This is a genomic window from Kribbella speibonae, assembly GCF_004331375.1.
GTDB lineage: Bacteria > Actinomycetota > Actinomycetes > Propionibacteriales > Kribbellaceae > Kribbella > Kribbella sindirgiensis.
This window is the reverse complement of record NZ_SJKC01000004.1, coordinates 117,797-135,790: the sequence shown is the minus strand read 5'-3', so window position 1 is coordinate 135,790 and position 17,994 is coordinate 117,797. Positions and strand designations below refer to the sequence as shown.

At 69.6% G+C, this 17,994-nt stretch carries 15 protein-coding genes and 1 tRNA gene; 4 read left to right on the top strand and 12 right to left on the bottom strand.

The annotated features are described in order from the left end of the window. The first annotated feature begins 1 nt into the window (after position 1). Genes E0H92_RS28780 through E0H92_RS28770 form a run of 3 tightly spaced genes read left to right on the top strand, consistent with a single transcriptional unit; the run spans position 2 to position 4,627 of the window. The gene (locus E0H92_RS28780) at positions 2 to 2,800 is read left to right on the top strand and encodes an AfsR/SARP family transcriptional regulator (RefSeq protein ID WP_131498479.1); all 2,799 of its coding nucleotides are present in this window, start codon (positions 2 to 4) and stop codon (positions 2,798 to 2,800) included. Between the two features lie 19 nt (positions 2,801 to 2,819). Further along, on the top strand, positions 2,820 to 3,746 hold the full coding sequence (locus E0H92_RS28775; RefSeq protein WP_238173644.1) for a hypothetical protein: 927 nt from the start codon (positions 2,820 to 2,822) through the stop codon (positions 3,744 to 3,746). After that, positions 3,743 to 4,627 carry an endonuclease/exonuclease/phosphatase family protein gene (locus E0H92_RS28770; protein ID WP_131498478.1) on the top strand — a complete coding sequence of 295 codons (885 nt, stop codon included), beginning with the start codon at positions 3,743 to 3,745 and terminating at the stop codon, positions 4,625 to 4,627. Before E0H92_RS28775 ends, E0H92_RS28770 begins: the two co-directional genes overlap by 4 nt. 138 nt (positions 4,628 to 4,765) lie before the next feature. On the opposite strand, the gene prmC is transcribed toward E0H92_RS28770, so the two are convergent. The 12 genes from prmC to E0H92_RS28710 form a co-directional block, all read right to left on the bottom strand. Next, positions 4,766 to 5,587, bottom strand: coding sequence for a peptide chain release factor N(5)-glutamine methyltransferase (gene prmC / locus E0H92_RS28765; RefSeq protein ID WP_131498477.1), 822 nt, complete (start codon positions 5,585 to 5,587; stop codon positions 4,766 to 4,768). Next, a complete protein-coding gene (gene prfA, locus E0H92_RS28760) occupies positions 5,584 to 6,660 on the bottom strand; it encodes a peptide chain release factor 1 (RefSeq protein WP_131498476.1) in 1,077 nt (358 codons plus the stop codon). The genes prmC and prfA overlap by 4 nt, the downstream gene beginning before the upstream one ends. Positions 6,661 to 6,750: 90 nt before the next feature. After that, positions 6,751 to 6,957 carry a 50S ribosomal protein L31 gene (gene rpmE / locus E0H92_RS28755; protein ID WP_131291225.1) on the bottom strand — a complete coding sequence of 69 codons (207 nt, stop codon included), beginning with the start codon at positions 6,955 to 6,957 and terminating at the stop codon, positions 6,751 to 6,753. A gap of 116 nt (positions 6,958 to 7,073) precedes the next feature. Beyond that, positions 7,074 to 9,248: a transcription termination factor Rho gene (gene rho, locus E0H92_RS28750; RefSeq protein ID WP_131498475.1), complete on the bottom strand. Its 2,175-nt coding sequence runs from the start codon at positions 9,246 to 9,248 to the stop codon at positions 7,074 to 7,076. 321 nt (positions 9,249 to 9,569) lie between these two features. After that, positions 9,570 to 10,499, bottom strand: a complete 930-nt coding sequence (gene thrB, locus E0H92_RS28745) for a homoserine kinase (RefSeq protein WP_131498474.1) — start codon at positions 10,497 to 10,499, stop codon at positions 9,570 to 9,572. A 5-nt stretch (positions 10,500 to 10,504) separates the two neighbouring features. Continuing rightward, a complete protein-coding gene (thrC, locus tag E0H92_RS28740; RefSeq protein WP_131463439.1) occupies positions 10,505 to 11,569 on the bottom strand; it encodes a threonine synthase in 1,065 nt (354 codons plus the stop codon). A 4-nt stretch (positions 11,570 to 11,573) separates the two neighbouring features. After that, positions 11,574 to 12,869 carry a homoserine dehydrogenase gene (locus E0H92_RS28735; RefSeq protein ID WP_131463438.1) on the bottom strand — a complete coding sequence of 432 codons (1,296 nt, stop codon included), beginning with the start codon at positions 12,867 to 12,869 and terminating at the stop codon, positions 11,574 to 11,576. After that, positions 12,866 to 14,272, bottom strand: a complete 1,407-nt coding sequence (gene lysA, locus E0H92_RS28730; RefSeq protein WP_131498473.1) for a diaminopimelate decarboxylase — start codon at positions 14,270 to 14,272, stop codon at positions 12,866 to 12,868. Before lysA ends, E0H92_RS28735 begins: the two co-directional genes overlap by 4 nt. Continuing rightward, entirely contained in the window at positions 14,269 to 15,927 is a 1,659-nt protein-coding gene (gene argS / locus E0H92_RS28725; protein WP_131498472.1) for an arginine--tRNA ligase, read from the bottom strand. Before argS ends, lysA begins: the two co-directional genes overlap by 4 nt. A 90-nt stretch (positions 15,928 to 16,017) precedes the next feature. Further along, complete coding sequence (locus tag E0H92_RS28720) at positions 16,018 to 16,542, bottom strand: hypothetical protein (RefSeq protein WP_131498471.1); 525 nt, start codon at positions 16,540 to 16,542, stop codon at positions 16,018 to 16,020. Positions 16,543 to 16,588: 46 nt separating this feature from the next. Next, a complete protein-coding gene (locus tag E0H92_RS28715) occupies positions 16,589 to 16,774 on the bottom strand; it encodes a PspC domain-containing protein (protein WP_131463434.1) in 186 nt (61 codons plus the stop codon). A 128-nt stretch (positions 16,775 to 16,902) separates the two neighbouring features. Continuing rightward, positions 16,903 to 17,736 (bottom strand): hypothetical protein, encoded by an 834-nt coding sequence (locus E0H92_RS28710; protein WP_131463433.1) that lies wholly within the window; start codon positions 17,734 to 17,736, stop codon positions 16,903 to 16,905. 79 nt (positions 17,737 to 17,815) lie between these two features. Here E0H92_RS28710 and E0H92_RS28705 point away from each other — a divergent pair. Further along, positions 17,816 to 17,887: transfer RNA gene (locus E0H92_RS28705), tRNA-Arg, on the top strand. Positions 17,888 to 17,994 lie beyond the last annotated feature (107 nt).

The following is a 17,994-nucleotide window of genomic DNA, read 5'->3' as shown; positions in this document are numbered from 1 at the left end:
TGTGACTGAGGACCTGCGGCTCGACCTGCTCGGTCCTCTGCGCGGCTGGTCCGGTGAGCGCCGGCTGGAGCTCGGTCCGTTGCGCCAGCAGGCCTTCCTGGCGGTGCTGGCGCTCCGGGCGGACCAGGTGGTCTCTGCCGACGATCTGCTCGCGCTCGTGTGGGACGACGCGCCACCGAACAGCGGGACGCAGATCGTCGCGACGTACGCCTACCGGTTGCGTCAACTGCTGCCCAAGGACGTGCTGGTCAGCTCCCGCGCCGGGTACCGGTTGCGGGTGGCCCTCGACCTCACCCGGTTCGAGGAGCTCGTCAGCGCCGCGCATGCGACGGACAACCTCGACGAGGCGGCGGCGAACCTGTCGGAAGCCCTTGCGTTGTTCAAGGGTGAGCCGTTGGGCGGCCTGCCCGGGCACTACGTCGGCGTCGAGCGGCACCGGCTCACGGAGCGCCGGCTGAAGGTGCTGGCCGAGCGGATCGATCTCGACCTGGAGCGCGGCCGGTACGGCGACCTGGTGCCGGAGCTGGTCGCGCTGGTCGAGGCTGATCGTTTGCGCGAGCAGTTCGCCGGCCAGCTCATGCTGGCGTACTGGCGCAGCGGCCGGAGTTCCGAAGCTCTCGACACCTACACCCGGACCAGGGAAGAGCTGGTCGAACAGCTCGGTGTGGAGCCCGGTCCGGCGCTCCGGGCGATCCACGAACGCATTCTGCGCAACGACGAGCCAGTTGCCCGCCCGGTGCTGCGGGACGAGCTGCCGTACGACGGTGCGGCGTTCGTCGGCCGTGACGACGTACTGACCCAAGTGGTCGACGCACTGCGCACACCAGGACCTGCTGTCGTTGCGATCGACGGTATGGCAGGTGTTGGCAAGACAGCGCTCGCCGTACGCGCCGCACGTCAGCTGGCGGACGTGTACCCGGACGGGCGGCTCTTCATCGATCTGCACGGCTACACGCCCGGCAATGAACCGGTGTCCGCGTTGCAGGCCTTGGACCGCCTGCTGCGCACGCTGGCCGTGCCGGCGGACCGCATCCCCGCTGACCTCGAGGAGCGGGCCGCACTGTGGCGTTCTGAGCTAGCAGGCCGACGCATCCTCGTAGTACTCGACAATGCGCCCGACAGTGCCGCAGTACGGCCGTTGCTTGCCGGGAGCCCGCAGTGTGGCGTGCTGGTGACCAGTCGGCGGCAGCTGACCGGGCTGGACGCGACAGCTCGGCTGGCACTCGACGTACTGGGGCCGGAGGACGCGCGGGACCTGCTGGCGGAGATCGTAGGACCGGACCGTGCTGGTGACACAGCTGCTGCGGCACAGGTGGTCAGCCAGTGCGGCCACCTGCCGCTGGCGATCCGGGTGGCCGGCTCGCGGCTCAGGCATCGCCCGAGCTGGACGATCGAGCACCTGAGCCGACGACTCGACGCTGAGGACAGGCGGCTGGCTGAGCTCAGCACGGACAGCGGTGGGGTCTCCCCCGCGTTCGCCTTGTCGTACGAGCATCTGCCGTCGGACCAGCAGCGCCTGTTCCGTCTGCTCGGCGCGATGACCGGCCAAGACGTCGATATGTACGCCGCCGCGGCGCTGGCCGACGTGGACGCGGTTGATGCGGAGGACCTGCTGGAGCAGCTCGTCGACGCCAACCTGCTGTTGCAGCTGCGTCCTGGCCGTTTCCAGTTCCACGACCTGCTGCGACAGTACGCACGCACACTGGACCCCGAGCCGGACGCAGTACGGCGTTTGCTCGACTACTACCTCTACGCGACGACAGCCGCGAGTACGGCGATCTTCAGCAGCCAGCTGCAACCGCTACCGGAGCCGGCGCCGGTGCGGTTGCCTGAGTTCACCTCGGCCTCAGACGGACTGGAGTGGATCGACAGCGAGGGCGCGAACGTGCTGGCGACGATCCGGTTCGCCGAGTCGAGTGGTGCGTCGGAACACGCGTGGCGGCTCGGTCTGGCCGTGGCGTCCTGCTTCTTCCAGCGCGGCCGGGTCTACGAGATGGACGAGGCGCTGGAGCTCGCGCTGCGTGCCGCTACGGACGCCTCGGTGGAGGCACGGGTCCTGTTGTCGATCGGCAGCCTCGGACGGTACCGCCTCGGCGCTGAGGCCAGTCTGCGAACGCTGCAGGACGCACGCGACAGGCTGCCGCAGGACGCGGACCTGGCGTTGCGGGCGCGGCTGCTCGCCTCGATCGGCTACAGCCTGGCGAAGCTGCATCCCGACGACGAGGCGATCGGCGTACTCGAGGAGGCGTTGAAGGTCGCTCGGCACGCTGCTGAGACCGGCATCGCGTCCCGGGTGCTGGCGTACCTCGGGGTGACGTACGGCGACCGCGGGGAGTTCGCTCGGGCGCTCTCGGCGTACGAGGAATCGCTGGCGCTGGGCGATCCCGCCGTACGTGGAGAGGTACTGAACGGGATCGGTGAATGCCTGCTCGAGCTGGACCGCGTGGACGACGCTGTGGCGGCTCTGACGACGGCCCGGGACCTCGGGGTGGAGCGAGGCGCCGACTACAGCCTCATCTACACGTACGCGTTCCTGGGTACGGCGTACGCGCGGCAGCACCAGTGGGCTGCAGCGACCGACGTCGGACGCCGGTCACTGGAGCTGGCGTTGGAGAGCGACTCGACGCAGTCGCAGCAGAACGCGTACCTGCGGCTGGCTGAGACGCTGCTGGCGAAGGGCGATCTGACACAGGCACGCCCGCATTTCGCGCGTGCACTGGAGCTCGCACTCGCCGAGGGACCGGAGTCGATGGTGCAGCGCGCAGCCGCTGGACTGGAACGGACCGCCGCTGCAGCCTGACGTGTGATTGGCTGGTGCGGTGCGGAAAGTCTGTGGGGCGCTGGCCGTCGTACTGCTAGGTCTGGTGGCCTGCAGCGATGACAAGCCCGCCCCGGCCGGGCCACCTCCGACGACGACGCCCGCGCACTCCAGCCCTACTCCCCCGCCAGCACCGGACGGACTGCCACGCGGTGGGCGAGCGATCTTCCCGAAGTACCAGCTGGTCGCGTACGTCGGTCTACCCGGCTCACCTGCACTGGGACCGCTGGACAAGGACCTGGACGCGAAGGCGGTGAAGCTCGACAAGCTGTCACGCGCCTACGCGGCTGGGCGCACGCCGCTGCCCGTGATGGAACTCATCACGGTCGTCGCGAGAGGATCGCGCGGCAAGGACGGGATGTATCGCGGGCGGCTCGACGACGCGAAGATCGAGCAATACCTGACGGTCGCGCGGAAGCACAAGATGCTCCTGCTGCTCGACATCCAGCCCGGGCGGGCGAAGATCCTGCCCGAGGTGAAGCGGCTGGAGCGATGGCTGAAGGAACCGGACGTCGGGCTGGCGTTCGACCCCGAATGGGCGGTCGGCCCGACCCAGGTACCGGGCCGCGTGTTCGGGCACACGACAGGCGCGGAGCTCGACAGCATCGCGGCGTACCTGTCCGGGCTGGTGCAGGCGAACCATCTGCCGGAGAAGGTGTTCGTGTTCCACCAACTGTCGGCGCGGATCGTCACCGGCGAGAAGGCACTGAAACCGCATCCCGGAGTCGTGACGATCAAGTCGGTCGACGGGATCGGCGCGCGCACGGACAAGCTCAAGACGTGGACCAAACTCACCACGGCCCTCCCGCCGTCGGTCCACGCCGGCTTCAAGCTCTTCTACACCGAGGACACCCGCCACGGTCCCCTGATGACCCCGGCACAGGTGCTGGCCCTGAAGCCCCGCCCGGAACTGGTGATCTACGAATGATCTCGATCGCGTTCGCCAACATCGCCGGCGGCCGGCTCGTCGGCCCCGACGGGTACGACGACGCGGACCGTACGGCGGACTTCGGGCAGGCGCTCGCGGGGCTGCAGCCGGATGTGCTGATCGTGACCGAGCTCGACCCGGACGGCGACCAGCTCAAACGGTTGGCCGCAGCGGCCATGCCGGGGCGGAAGACGTATCGCCTGCGGCACGGGTTCTCGGACTCGCACATCCCCGGCGTGGAGCGGCTGGGGGTGGGGATCGCGTCGACGTACCCGCTGACCGAGCTGGAGCGGATCGACCTGCCGAACCCGTCGATCGACTACCTGCACTGGCGGACCGGTCAGCCGATGGATCCGCATCCGAAGGGGTTCCTGGTCGCGCGGGGTGAGTTCGGGGCGCTCGGTGCGGTCGACATCGTGGGCGGACAGGTGTGCCCGATCCACATGTTCCGGAGCGCCGAGGGGGTCGAGTACACGTATCGCGAGGGACCCGGGCGGGAGTTCGGCGAGCAGATGACGGCATACCTGCGGGACGAGCTGGCGGCACGCGGTGTCCGTCGCGCGGTGGTCGCAGGTGACCTGAACATGCCGAACCCGCGGGAGTTCTTCGGCGAGACGCTCGGTCTCGTGGACGCGTTCGGCGATCCGCCGCCCGTCACCACCCCGGACGGCCGGTCGATCGACCGCTTGTTCTCCACCCCGGACCTGGTCGCACGCGACGTCGAGGTCGTGCAGGTGCCGGGCGCGGATCACTTCGCAGTGGTCTGCCGGCTCACGCGCCGGGAACCCGACGTACCTGCGATCGGGAAGATCCGCGAACAGGACCTGGCCAGACCGCCCGCACGCCCGGCCGCCCGCGCCCGCGGCATCACCCGCAGCTAGCGCCCAGCGGGGCTGTTGGGGGTTTGTGCAGGTCGACAGTACGTATACGTCCACTGTCCGGTGATCCCGCCTGCCGCCCGGCGCGGAAAGGCAGGTAGTAGACGTATACGTACTGTCGAGCTGCCGCTTTCGACCAACTCAGATGCGGCGGCCGGTTGCGAAGCGGGGGCGGGCGGCGAGGTCCGGCTGGTCGCGGACTTCGGTGAAGAGGCCGGTGGCGGCGAAGATCGCTGGGGCCGACTCGCCCTGGACGTCGGCGTGCTCGCAGGCGAACCAGCCACCCGGCTTCAGCAGCCGGCCCGCGGTCGCGGCGACCACCTTGATCTCGTCGAGGCCGTCGTCACCGGACCAGAGCGCGAGCGCCGGGTCGTGGTCGCGAACCTCCGCGGTCACGGACTCCCAGGCCGTCAACGGGATGTACGGCGGGTTGGAAATCACCGCGTCCACCTGACCGTCGAGCTCCGGCAGGCATCCGTCGATATCGCCCTCGTGCAGGACCGCGCCCGTGCCCTCCAGGTTGCGGCGAGCCCACACCACCGCGTCCGGCGACAACTCGACGGCGTGCACCGTGCTGTCTGGACGCTCGGTCGCCACCGCGCCCGCGATCGCCCCGGAGCCACTGCACAGATCGACGACCAACGGGTTCGGTACACCGGCGATCCGCTCCAGGATCCACCCGACCATGACCTCGGTCTCCGGCCGCGGAACGAACGCCCCGGGCCCGATCGCCAGCTCCCGGTACCGGAACGCCGCCGTACCGGTCAGATGCTGCAACGGCTCCCGCGCGGCCCGTCGCGCGATCAGCTCGTCGTACACAACGACCTGTTCCGCCGTCGGCTCGCTGAGATGCAACCGGCTGGACCCGGTCACAAACGCCAGCAACTCGGCAGCATCGAACTCCGGCGACGCAACCCCAGCCTCGCGCAACCGTTCGGCGGCCTCAGCGAGTAGAGCTCTCACTGGGAATCGACGGCCTCGAGCCGTGCGGCCAGGTCGGCCTCGGTCAGGGCCTGGATGACCGGCGCCAGGTCGCCGCCGAGGACCTGGTCGAGGTTGTGGGCCTTGTAGCCGACGCGGTGGTCGGAGAAGCGGTTCTCCGGGAAGTTGTAGGTACGGACCCGCTCCGACCGGTCGACGGTCCGGATCTGCGACCGCCGGGCGTCCGACGCCTCCTGGTCGGCCGCCTCCTGGGCCGCGGCCAGCAGGCGCGCCCGCAGGACCCGCATCGCCTGCTCACGGTTCTGCAGCTGCGACTTCTCGTTCTGCATCGAGACGACGATGCCGGTCGGCAGGTGGGTGATCCGGACCGCGGAGTCGGTCGTGTTGACGCTCTGCCCACCCGGACCGGACGACCGGAACACGTCGATCCGCAGGTCGTTCTGGTCGATCTCGACGTCGACGTCCTCGGCCTCCGGCAGCACCAGGACGCCGGCCGCGGACGTGTGGATCCGCCCCTGCGACTCGGTCACCGGCACCCGCTGGACCCGGTGCACCCCGCCCTCGAACTTCAGCTTCGCGTACGGCGCATCGCCCGGCTCCGGCGTACCTTTCGCCTTCACCGCGACCGTGATCGACTTGTACCCGCCCAGGTCGGACTCGGCCGAGTCCAGCACCTCGGTCTTCCAGTTCTGCGACTCGGCGTACTTCAGGTACATCTTCAGCAGGTCGCCGGCGAACAGCGCGGACTCGTCGCCGCCCTCACCCGCCTTGATCTCGAGGATCGCGTCCTTGTCGTCGTTGGGGTCCCGCGGGACGAGCAGTGTCTGCAGCCGCTCGGCGAGCTCATCGCGCCGCGCGGTCAGCCGGACCGCCTCCTCGGCGAACGCCGGGTCCTCGTGGGCCAGTTCGCGCGCGGCCTCGATGTCGTCACCGGTCTGCGACCACTCGTCGTACGTCCGGACCACCGGGGCCAGGGCGGCGTACCGCTTGCCGACCCGGCGGGCGTTGGCCTGGTCGGAGTGCAACTCCGGCTCCGTCATCTGCCGCTCCAGCTCGGCGTACTCCGCCTTCAGCGTCTCGACTGCCTCGAACATGCCGCACTCCTCCCTTCGGAACCTGTCTGACAACACAAACCGCGCGCCGGTCCCGCCCAGAACGGGCAGGACCGGCGCGCGGCGTGGAAGCTACTTCTTGGCGTACCGCTTCTCGAAGCGGGCCACCCGGCCACCGGTGTCGAGAATCTTCTGCTTGCCGGTGTAGAAGGGGTGGCACTGCGAGCACACGTCGGCGTGGATGACGCCGTTCTCCGCGGTCGAGCGCGTCTGGAACGTGGCGCCACAGGTGCAGGTCACCGTGGTGTCCACGTACGTCGGGTGGATGTCAGCCTTCACAACAAGTCTCCTAGGAAATATCAAGCGCCCCGGGTCGCCCGCACGGTGCGAGCGTGAACCGGAACCGACGTACCAGTTTGCCACCCGGAGGCGGCAAACCGGTAATCGAGGGTCGTTCAGTCGCCGTTGGTGGTGCTGTGGCTGGTGCCGGTCGACGGCGTGGTCTTGTTGACCTGGAGCAGGAACTCGATGTTCGACTTGCTCTCCTTGAGCTTGCCGATCAGCAGTTCCAGCGCGGCCTGCCCGTCGAGCGCGGACAGCACCCGGCGCAGCTTCCAGACCACCTGGGTCTCGTCCTTGGACATCAGCAGTTCCTCGCGGCGGGTGCCGGAGGCGACCACGTCGATGGCCGGGAAGATCCGCCGGTCGGCGAACTCGCGGCGCAGCCGGAGCTCCATGTTGCCGGTGCCCTTGAACTCCTCGAAGATCACCTCGTCCATCTTCGAGCCGGTCTCGATCAGCGCGGTCGCGAGGATGGTCAGCGAGCCACCGTCCTCGATGTTGCGGGCCGCGCCGAAGAACCGCTTCGGCGGGTACAGCGCGGACGAGTCCACACCGCCGGACAGGATCCGGCCGCTGGCCGGCGCCGCGATGTTGTAGGCACGGCCCAGCCGGGTGATCGAGTCCAGCAGCACGACGACGTCGTGGCCGAGCTCCACCAGCCGCTTCGCGCGCTCGATCGCCAGCTCCGCGACCGTGGTGTGGTCGTCGGCCGGGCGGTCGAAGGTCGAGGCGATGACCTCACCCTTGACCGTGCGCTGCATGTCGGTGACCTCTTCGGGCCGCTCGTCCACCAGCACGACCATCAGGTGTACTTCGGGGTTGTTCGTGGTGATCGCGTTCGCGAGCGCCTGCAGCACCATCGTCTTACCGGCCTTCGGCGGCGAGACGATCAGACCACGCTGACCCTTGCCGATCGGGCTGACGATGTCGACGATCCGGGTGGTGAGCACGCCCGGCTCGGTCTCCAGGCGGAGCCGCTCGGTCGCGTACAGCGGGGTGAGCTTGTTGAAGTCCTGCCGCTGCTTGGCGATCTCCGGGTCGGCGCCGTTCACGGTGTCGATCCGGACCAGCGGGTTGAACTTCTCCTTGCGCTCGCCCTCCTGCGGCTGCTTCACCGCGCCGGTGATCGCGTCACCCTTGCGCAGGCCGTAGCGCTTCACCATCGAGAGCGCGACGTACACGTCGTTCGGGCCCGGCAGGTAGCCGCTGGTCCGGACGAACGCGTAGTTGTCGAGTACGTCGAGGATGCCGGCGGCCGGCACCAGGACATCGTCCTCGCTGATCGTCGGCTCGGTGTCGTACCGCTCGCCACGGCCGCGGGTGCGGCCGGTGTCGCGACCGCCGTCCCGGCCGCCGTCACGGCGGTCGGTGGACTGGCCGTCGCGGGTGCGCTCCCGGTCGCGGCCCCGGCGGCGCCGGCGACGGCCCTCGCCTTCCTCGCCCCGGTCGCTCTGGTCCTGACGGTCGTTACGGTCCTGACGGTTCCGCTGGCTGTCACCGCGGTTGTCGCGGTTCTGCTCACGGTTGCCGTCCCGGTTCCCGTCGCGGTTCTGCTCGCGGTTGTCGCGGTTCTGCTCACGGTTGCCGTCGCGCTGGCCGTCCCGGCTGGTGTCCCGGTTCTGCTCGCGGGTCTGGCCGCCGTCACGGTTACGGCCCTGGTTGTCGCGGTTGTCCCGGGCGTTGTCCCGGTTCTGCTCGCGGGCGTCGCGGTTCCGGTCGCGGTTGCGGCCCTGGTTCTCACCACGGTCGTCGGCGCGCTCCTCGGTACGGGTCTCCACCCGCTCGACCGCACCGGTCTGGGTGCCGGCCGGGGCAGCCGTCTCGGGCTGCGCGATCGTCGCGGCCGGCGCTTCGACGGCGGCCTCGGGGGCAGCACCGTTCGGCGCGGCGTCGGGGGCCGCGTCCTTCTGGGGGTCCTTCTGGGCAGCGGCGCGGGTCCGGCGGCTGCCGCCCTCGCGCTTCGCGGGCGCCGCGGACTTCGCCGCCGGCGCCTCCACGGCCTCGTTCGCGGCGTCGTCGAGGGTCGGCTGCGTCGCCTTCGCCTTCGAACCGCCGCGGGCCGTGGTCGAGCCGCCCGCAGAAGAACCGGCGGACCCGCCGGTCTGGGCGGCCTTGATCGCCTCGATCAGCTGGCCCTTGCGCAGTGCGCCGGTGCCCTTGATGCCGAGCGTCCCGGCGAGCTGCTTGAGCTCGGGGAGCAGCATGCCCTCGAGGCCGCTTCCAGCCTTCCGGCGACGCGCGGTTGAGGTCGCGGCGTCTCCGCTGGAAGCTTCAACAGTTTCTGTCACGTGAGGTCCTTCCCACACGGATCGTCGAAGGCCTGCACGGCGCATCGACCAATTTCCACCCACGGCCGCACAACGGGCACGTGGGGTACAAGAGTCTCTCGCTCGATCTGAGTCCCCCCGGACATCTCCGACGCAGGCGGCGCAAGGTCACATCCACAGGAGGGTCGCCACACAACACAGGGTGCCGGGAGCACAGCCCGGATCGTGACGAGAGCACACCGATCACCTGGAGGGGATCGGGTGAGTCGAGACTAGCACCACCACGGGTCCTTCTGCCGACTCGGGAGGTACAACGCGTGTCAGCGGTCCGGCATTCCCGGATCAGCCGGCTTCCATCGACCAGACCTGTACGCCGACTGGATCGATCTCCAGCTCGTACTTCGTCCAGCCGTCCGGCGCGTCCGGCGTACCGCGGGAAAACAGGTCCTGACCTGCGCTCTTCGCGTCCTGACCACCCAGTACGGCGACCGTCGGGCCGGCGCCGCTGACGATCGCCGCGAGCCCGCTGCCGCGCAGTTTGTGCACCAGCGCGAGGCTCTCCGGCATCGCCGGTTCGCGGTACTCCTGGTGGAGCCGGTCCTCGGTCGCGGTGAGCAGCAGTTCCGGCCGGCCGGTCAGCGCCGCGACGAGCAGAGCCGCCTTCCCCGCGTTGGCCGCCGCGTCACTGTGGGGAACAACGCCCGGCAGCAGTCCGCGCGCCTCCTTGGTCAGCACCCGATTGTCCGGTACGTAAGCAACAACAGCAGTTCCAGCCGCCGGTTCCAACCTGACTGCGCGGCCGGTTTCGCCTTCCGTCCAAGCGATTGTGAGCCCACCGAGCGCTGCCGCGGCGACGTTGTCCGGGTGCCCTTCGATCTCGTTCGCCAGTACGACGAGACGCTCGCGATCGACCGGTTCGCCGGCCAGTGCGTACGCCGCCGCGAGGCCGCCGACGATCGCCGCCGACGACGACCCGAGGCCGCGTCCGTGCGGGATCCGGTTCTCGCACCGCAAGGTGAATCCGGGCACCGGGGCACCCAGCGCCTCGAGCCCGGCCCGGATCGACCGCACCACCAGATGCGTGTCGTCCAGCGGTACTTCGCCTTCGCCGCATCCCGTCACCTCGACGGTCACTCCGGAGCCGCACGGGGTGACGACAAGGTCGTCGTACAAGGTCAGCGCGAGACCGAACGCGTCGAATCCCGGACCGAGGTTGGCGCTCGTTGCGGGCACCCGTACGCGGACCTGATCACACGGCTTGTGCTCACCCATGGCAATCAGGCGAGGCCGGCGATGCGGGCGACGGCGTCGGTGTCCGCGGGGGTCACCGGCGGCTCCTCGAACGAAACATGCCCGAGGGCGGTGTCGATGTCCTTCAGGCCGTGGCCCGTGACGGTGATCACCACCGTCGAACCGCCCGGCAGCCAGCCCTGCGCCTTGGCGTGCAGCAGCCCGGCGACACCGGCCGCCGAGGCCGGCTCCACGAACACACCTTCGCGAGCGGCGAGGTCACGCTGCGCGGTCAGGATCTGCTCGTCGGTGACCAGCTCGATCCGTCCGCCGGACTCGTCCCGCGCGGCCTCGGCCAGCGTCCAGGACGCCGGGTTCCCGACCCGGATCGCGGTCGCGGCCGTCTCCGGCTTCTCCACGATCGAGCCGCGCACGATCGGCGCCGCCCCCTCGGCCTGGAAACCCCACATCTTCGGGGTCCGGGTGGCGAGCTTGTCCTTGGCGTACTCCTGGTACCCCTTCCAGTAGGCCGCGATGTTGCCCGCGTTGCCCACCGGCAGCAAGTGCAGGTCCGGTGCGTCGCCGAGGGCGTCGCAGACCTCGAAGGACGCGGTCTTCTGCCCTTCCAGGCGAACCGGGTTGACCGAGTTCACCAGGGCGACCGGGTAGTTCTTGCCGAGCTCGCGGACGATCCGCAGGCAGTCGTCGAACCCGCCGTCGATCTGCACCAGCTTCGCGCCGTGCACGACCGCCTGGGCCAGCTTGCCCTTCGCGATCCGGCCGGCCGGGATCACCACCAGCGGCAGCATCCCGGCGCGGACGGCGTACGCCGCGGCCGACGCCGAGGTGTTGCCGGTGGAGGCGCAGACGACCGCCTTGTCACCGGCCTGCGCGGCCAGCGAGATCGCCACCGTCATCCCACGGTCCTTGAACGAGCCGGTCGGGTTGTTGCCCTCGACCTTCAGCCACACCTCGCAGCCGCTCTGCTCGCTCAGCCACTGCGCGGCCACCAGCGGCGTCCCGCCCTCGCCGAGCGTGACCACCGGCGTGTCCGCCGAGACGGGAAGCCGGTCTCTGTACTCCTCGATCACGCCACGCCACTGGTGAACCATTGAATTACTCGCCTTCTACCCGCATCACACTGCTGACTTCACGGACGATGTCCATGTCCCGCAAGGACTCCACGGTCGCGGACAACGCGGCGTCGGTCGCGGTGTGGGTGACCACCACCAGCTGCGCGTCACTGCCCCGGCCCTCCTGGCGGACGGTCTGGATGGACACGTCGTGCTCCGAGAAGGCATGGGCCACCGCCGCCAGCACACCGGCCTTGTCGGCCACGTCCAGCGACACGTGGTAGCGGGTCATCGCGTCGCCCATCGGCCGCACGGCCCGCTGGGTGTACGACGACTCGCCGACCCCCGGCACACCCTTGAGCCGGTTGCGCGCGGCGGACACCAGATCCCCGAGAACTGCACTGGCCGTCGGGGCGCCGCCGGCACCACGACCATAGAACATCAGGCGGCCGGCTGCCTTGCTCTCCACGAAAACCGCGTTGTACGCGTCCCGAACACTGGCCAACGGGTGCGTGACCGGGATCATCGCCGGGTACACCCGGGCGCTGACGGAGTCGGTCCGCTCGTCCAGCTCGCAGATCGCCAGCGACTTCACCACGCAGCCCATCTCGCGGGCCGAGGCGATGTCGGTCGCGGTCACCTCGGTGATGCCCTCGCGGTGCACGTCGGCGATCGAGACCCGGGTGTGGAACGCCAGGCTGGCCAGCAGCGCGGCCTTCGCGGCGGCGTCGAAACCCTCGATGTCGGCGGTCGGGTCGGCCTCGGCGTACCCGAGCGCCTGGGCCTCCTCGAGCGCCTCGTCGAAACCGGCGCCGGTGCTGTCCATCTTGTCGAGGATGAAGTTCGTGGTGCCGTTGACGATGCCCATCACCCGGGTCACGTCGTCACCGGCGAGCGACTCGCGCAGCGGCCGCAGGATCGGGATCGCACCGGCGACGGCGGCCTCGAAGTACAGGTCGCGCTGGTACTTCTCCGCGGCGGCGAACAGCGTCGGGCCGTCCTCGGCGAGCAGCGCCTTGTTCGCGGTGACGACCGAGGCGCCGTGCTCGAGCGCGGTCAGGATCAGGCCGCGGGCCGGTTCGAGACCGCCGATCACCTCGATCACCAGGTCCAGGTCACCGCGCGACACCAGCGCCTGCGCGTCGGTGGTGATCAGGTCCGGGTCGACGGCGATGTCGCGGGCGCGGCCGGGACGGCGTACGGCGATGCCCGCGATCTCCAGCGGGGCGCCGACGCGGGCCGCGAGATGGTCCGCCTGCTCGGTCAGGATCCGCACCACTTCGGTGCCGACCACTCCGCAACCGAGCAGGCCTACCTTCAGAGGTTTGTCATCAGTCATTGGGCGGCCCCCATGTCCAGGAGAAGCAGGTCGTCTTCGGTCTCACGGCGTACGACGACGCGCAGGTGGCCGTCCTTGACCGCGATCACCGGTGGCCGCGGTACGTGGTTGTAGTTGCTCGCCATCGACCGGCAGTACGCGCCCGTGCCGGGAACCGCGATCAGGTCGCCCGGTTGGACGTCGGAGGGCAGGAACTCGTCCTTCACGACGATGTCCCCGGCCTCGCAGTGCTTGCCGACCACGCGCGCGAGCGTCGGCGCGGTGTCGGAGTACCGGTTCGCGAGCGTGCAGGAGTAGTCGGCGTCGTACAGCGCGGCGCGGATGTTGTCGCTCATCCCGCCGTCGACCGACACGTACGTCCGGGCGGCGCCGGCGTCCAGCTCGACCTCCTTGACCGTGCCGACCGAGTACACCGTGCACATTGCCGGCCCGACGATCGCGCGGCCGGGCTCGATCGACACCTTCGGCACCTCGACGCCGAACGCCCGGCACTCGTGCTCGACGATCTTGCCCATCTCGGTGGCCAGCTGCGCCGGGTCGGACGGGTCGTCCTGGGTGGTGTACGCGATCCCGAAACCGCCGCCCAGGTCGAGCTCCGGCATGTCGACGCCGAGCTCGTCGGAAACCCTTGCGTGCAAGGCGATCACGCGCTTCGCGGCGACCTCGAACCCGGACGAATCGAAGATCTGCGAGCCGATGTGCGAGTGCAGGCCGAGCAGCTCCAGCTCCGGGGACTCGTTGACCCGGGCAACGGCTTCGAAGGCGGCGCCGGAGGTGATCGAGAACCCGAACTTCTGGTCCTCGTGCGCGGTCGCGATGTACTCGTGGGTGTGCGCCTCGACGCCCGCGGTGACCCGGATCATCACCGGCGCGACGACGTTCCGCTCCGCCGCCAGCTCGATCAGCCGGGTGATCTCGTACTGCGAGTCGACGATGATCCGTCCGACGCCGGCGTCCAGCGCGCGGGCCAGCTCGGGAACGGACTTGTTGTTGCCGTGGAAACCGAGCCGCTTCGGGTCCGCACCGGCGCGGAGCGCGACGGCCAGCTCGCCCCCGCTGCAGATGTCGAGGTTCAGGCCCTCCTCCATCACCCAGCGGACGACCGTCGTACACAGGAACGCCTTGCCGGCGTAGTACACGTCGAAGTCCTTGAAGGCGTGCTTGAACGCGCGGGCCCGGGCGCGGAAGTCGTCCTCGTCCAGCACGTACGCCGGGCTGCCGTGCTCGGCGACCAGCTCCCGGACGTCGACGCCGCCGACCTCGAGGGCACCTTCGCCGTTCTTCTTGGCCGTGGTCGACCAGAGCGCGGCGACCAGGTCGTTGGGGTCACGCGGGGCGCGCAGCCACTGCGGAGCCTTGTGGCCGATGTCGGCGTGCAGCGCGCCCGCCTCGTGCGCCCTCACATCCGCTCCGGTGCGGAGACGCCGAGCAGGTCGAGCCCGTTGGCGAGCACGGTCCGGGTCGCGGAGACCAGGGTCAGGCGAGCCTTGTGCACCGGCTCCACCTCCTCGTCGCCGCGCGGCAGCACGCGGCAGCTGTCGTAGAACTTGTGGAACGCGGACGCCGTGTCCTCGAGGTACCGCGCGACGCGGTGCGGCTCGCGGAGCTCCGCGGCGGTGGCGACGACCCGCGGGAACTCGGCCAGCGCGCGGAGCAGATCGCCCTCGCGCTCGTGGCTGAGCAGGCCCGGGTCGAACTCGTCCAGCTTGATACCGAGCTCGTCGGCGTTCCGCAGGATCGAGGCGAGCCGGGCGTGCGCGTACTGCACGTAGTACACCGGGTTCTCGCTGGCCTGGCGGGTCATCTCCTCGATGTCCAGGGTCAGCGGCGAGTCGGTCGGGTAGCGGCACAGCGTGTAGCGCAGGGCGTCGACGCCGCCCTCCTCGACCAGCTCCGCGAGCGTGACGATGGTGCCGGCCCGCTTGGACAGCTTCATCTCCTCGCCGCCCTTGAGGATCTTGACCAGCTGGCCGATCAGGACCTCGATGTTGTGCTCGGGGTCGTCGCCGGCGCAGGCCGCGATCGCCTTCAGCCGGTTCACGTACCCATGGTGATCCGCGCCGAGCATGTAGATACACGTCTCGAAACCGCGCTCGCGCTTGTTCACGTAGTACGCCGCGTCGGAGGCGAAGTACGTCGGCTCGCCGTTCGACCGGATCAGGACGCGGTCCTTGTCGTCGGTGAAGTCCGTGGTCCGCATCCAGAGCGCGTCATCCGCCTCGTACAGATGTCCCTGGTCGCGGAGCTTCTGGATCGCGTGCGGTACGCCGTCCTGCTCGTGCAGGCTGCGCTCCGAGAACCAGACATCGAACTTGGTCCGGAAGTGCTCGAGCTGCTCCTGCTGCTCCTTGAGCTGCCGCTCGTACCCCGCCTCGCGGAACGCGATCACCTGCTCGTCCTCGGGCAGCGTCAGGATGTCCGGGACCTCGTCGGCGATCCGCTTCGCCAGGTCGAGGATGTACTCGCCGTGGTACCCGTCCTCGGGGATCTGGTGCCCGTGCGCGGCCGCCTGCAGGCTGGCGCCGAACTTGTCCATCTGGTTGCCGCGGTCGTTGATGTAGAACTCGCGGCTGACGCTCGCGCCCGCGGCGGCCAGCACCCGGGCCAGCGCGTCACCGACGGCGGCCCAGCGGGTGTGGCCGAGGTGCAGCGGGCCGGTCGGGTTCGCGGAGATGAACTCGAGGTTGATCGCCCGCCCCTGGAGGCTGTCGCTGGTGCCGTACTTCGGGCCCGCGTCGAGGATCGCCTGCGCGACCTTGCCCTGGGCGTCGGCCGCTACCCGGAGGTTGATGAACCCCGGGCCGGCGATCTCCACCGCGGTGATGGCCTCGTCGCCCCGCAGCTTGGCGGCGAGCAGCTCGGCGAACGCGCGCGGGTTCATCCCCGACCGCTTGCCCAGCTGCATGGCGACGTTCGTCGCGTAGTCCCCGTGCTCGGGGTTCTTGGGTCGCTCGACCTTCAGCTCGCGCGGCAGCCCGCCCTCGACGGTGATGGCGCCGTCGGCGGCGAGCGCGGCCAGGGCCTGCAGGATCTTCTCAGCGAGCTGTTCCGGGGTCACCGGATCAGCCTAATGGCCCGTCCCCCAAACCCTTGACTCACCATCCACAGCCCGGTACGCCGGTCGCTCCCGACCCGGTCACCGCGCGGATCAGTGACGTACGGTCACGATGACGTGGGCGTTGCGGGTCAGTGGGGTGTTCCAGGGCGCGGGGGTGCCGTTGACGGTGATCTTCAGGTCGGTGCAGGCGTCTGCGAGGCATTTGGCGTCGTACCGGAGGCCCCAGAGGGTGAAGAACTGGGCGAGGGTGGGGTGTTCGGAGGCGGTCTTGGCCTCGACCCAGACCTGGCCGTCGGTGGTGTGGGTGTGGATGGCGGCCTGTTCGGCGCGGAGCTTGTCGATGCCGATCCCGGCCGGGACCTGCACGGGTTTGCCGTCGACCGTGACCGCGATGGTCAGCGTGTACGGCGAGGGGCCGGAGAAGTCGAGCGGGAGCCGTTCGAAACCGGCCTTGTCGATGTACGAGACCGCGTCCCGGGGAGCGTCCCAGGGCGGTGCGCCGGTCCTCAGTTCGGCCGCCGCCGGCGCTGCCGGGCCGACTTGGCAGCCGGCGAGTGCTCCGCTGACGAGAAGCACAGCAGCCGCGGCCGCCGGGCGCCACCTGCCTGCTCTCATGAAGAGTCAGGTTGCCAGGTGCGCCGCGGCGGCCGGCGGGCGGGGGTCAGCGCTCTTCCGGGACCAGGATCCAGAGCGCGATGTAGATCAGGAACTGCGGGCCGGGCAGGAGGCAGCTGATCACGAAGATCAGCCGCATCGTGTTGGCGGAGATACCGAACCGGCGAGCCAGTCCGGCGCAGACACCGCCGATCCAGCGACCGTGTGTAGGGCGGACCAGTGAGCTTGCCATGATGAGTACCGTTTTCCTTTCCACCGTTGGGCTTACGTCCACTATGACGGCGCCCACGGCAGATCTGATCCCGTTCCCCAGGTCTTCCAGGGTCCGCTCAGGGGTCCCCCGTACGACGATCGACAGGGTCAGCGCTGGAACCGGTACGTCTTGCTGTCGATCCCGATGCAGATCCCCGGTGACATGACGATCACCCGCAGCGTCCCGTCAGCCTCGAAGTAGTCGATGCCCTCGACCTCGAAGTCACCGGAGCAGCCGCTCTGCAGCGGCAGTTGGCCCAGGGACGTGACGTGCCCGGTCACGTCGGCGGACCCGGCCGGACCGGTCAGGTCGACCTGCAGCAGCGGCTTCGTCGTTCCGAACAGGGTGCCGTCCGGGTCGTCGGAGGAGCACAGGAGCTGAGTGGCGGTCACGAAGTCGCAGCCCTGTACGTCGCGCACCTGGTGGTCGAGGCGGATCGCCGACGCGTACGGGAGGTTCTTCGACGGGTCCGTCGCGGCCACACCGGGCATGGGGAGGACGAGGAGGCGGTCCATCGTTCCCCACTCCCCCGTCACCATCCACTGCGCGTCCGGGGACACTGCGGCGAAGCTGTTGTTGTTCGCCTCCCAGGACTCCAGTGCGTGCACGTAGTTGGACCAGGTGCCCGACGGGGACTGCACGCGGTACAGCTTCCCGCCGCGGTCGTCGCGCTGGTACGGCTCGACGTACCAGCCCTGTGCGGCGCCCGGGTCGCCGACGTGGTTCCAGCCTCTCGTCAACAGGTCGGCCGGAATCGTGCCGACACCGGTGTAGCGGTACTGCGTTGTGCCGCCACGGGTCACCGTGGCGAGTCCCTGACTTTCGTCGAGCGGACGGGCGTTGTCGGACCCGACGACGTGCCATCCGGCGACGGCGTGGGCCTGGGTGGGTAGAAGGAGGGCGGCTAGCACGAGAACAAGAGAAATCCCCAGTTTGCGCATGCCCAGATTTCTACCCCCACGCCGAAGCCCCGATTCGGAGATGGCATGAACATGCTGCTAATGTTCTGCTCGTTCCTGAGCCCCCGTAGCTCAGGGGATAGAGCACCGCCCTCCGGAGGCGGGTGCGCAGGTTCGAATCCTGCCGGGGGCGCTCGGATCCTGAGCGATCCCTGCTTGCAGAATGCGCAAGCGGTGGATCGCTCGTTGTGCTTTCTGGGGGTGCAACCCCCAGACCCCGCCCGGAGGGCTTCGCCCCCG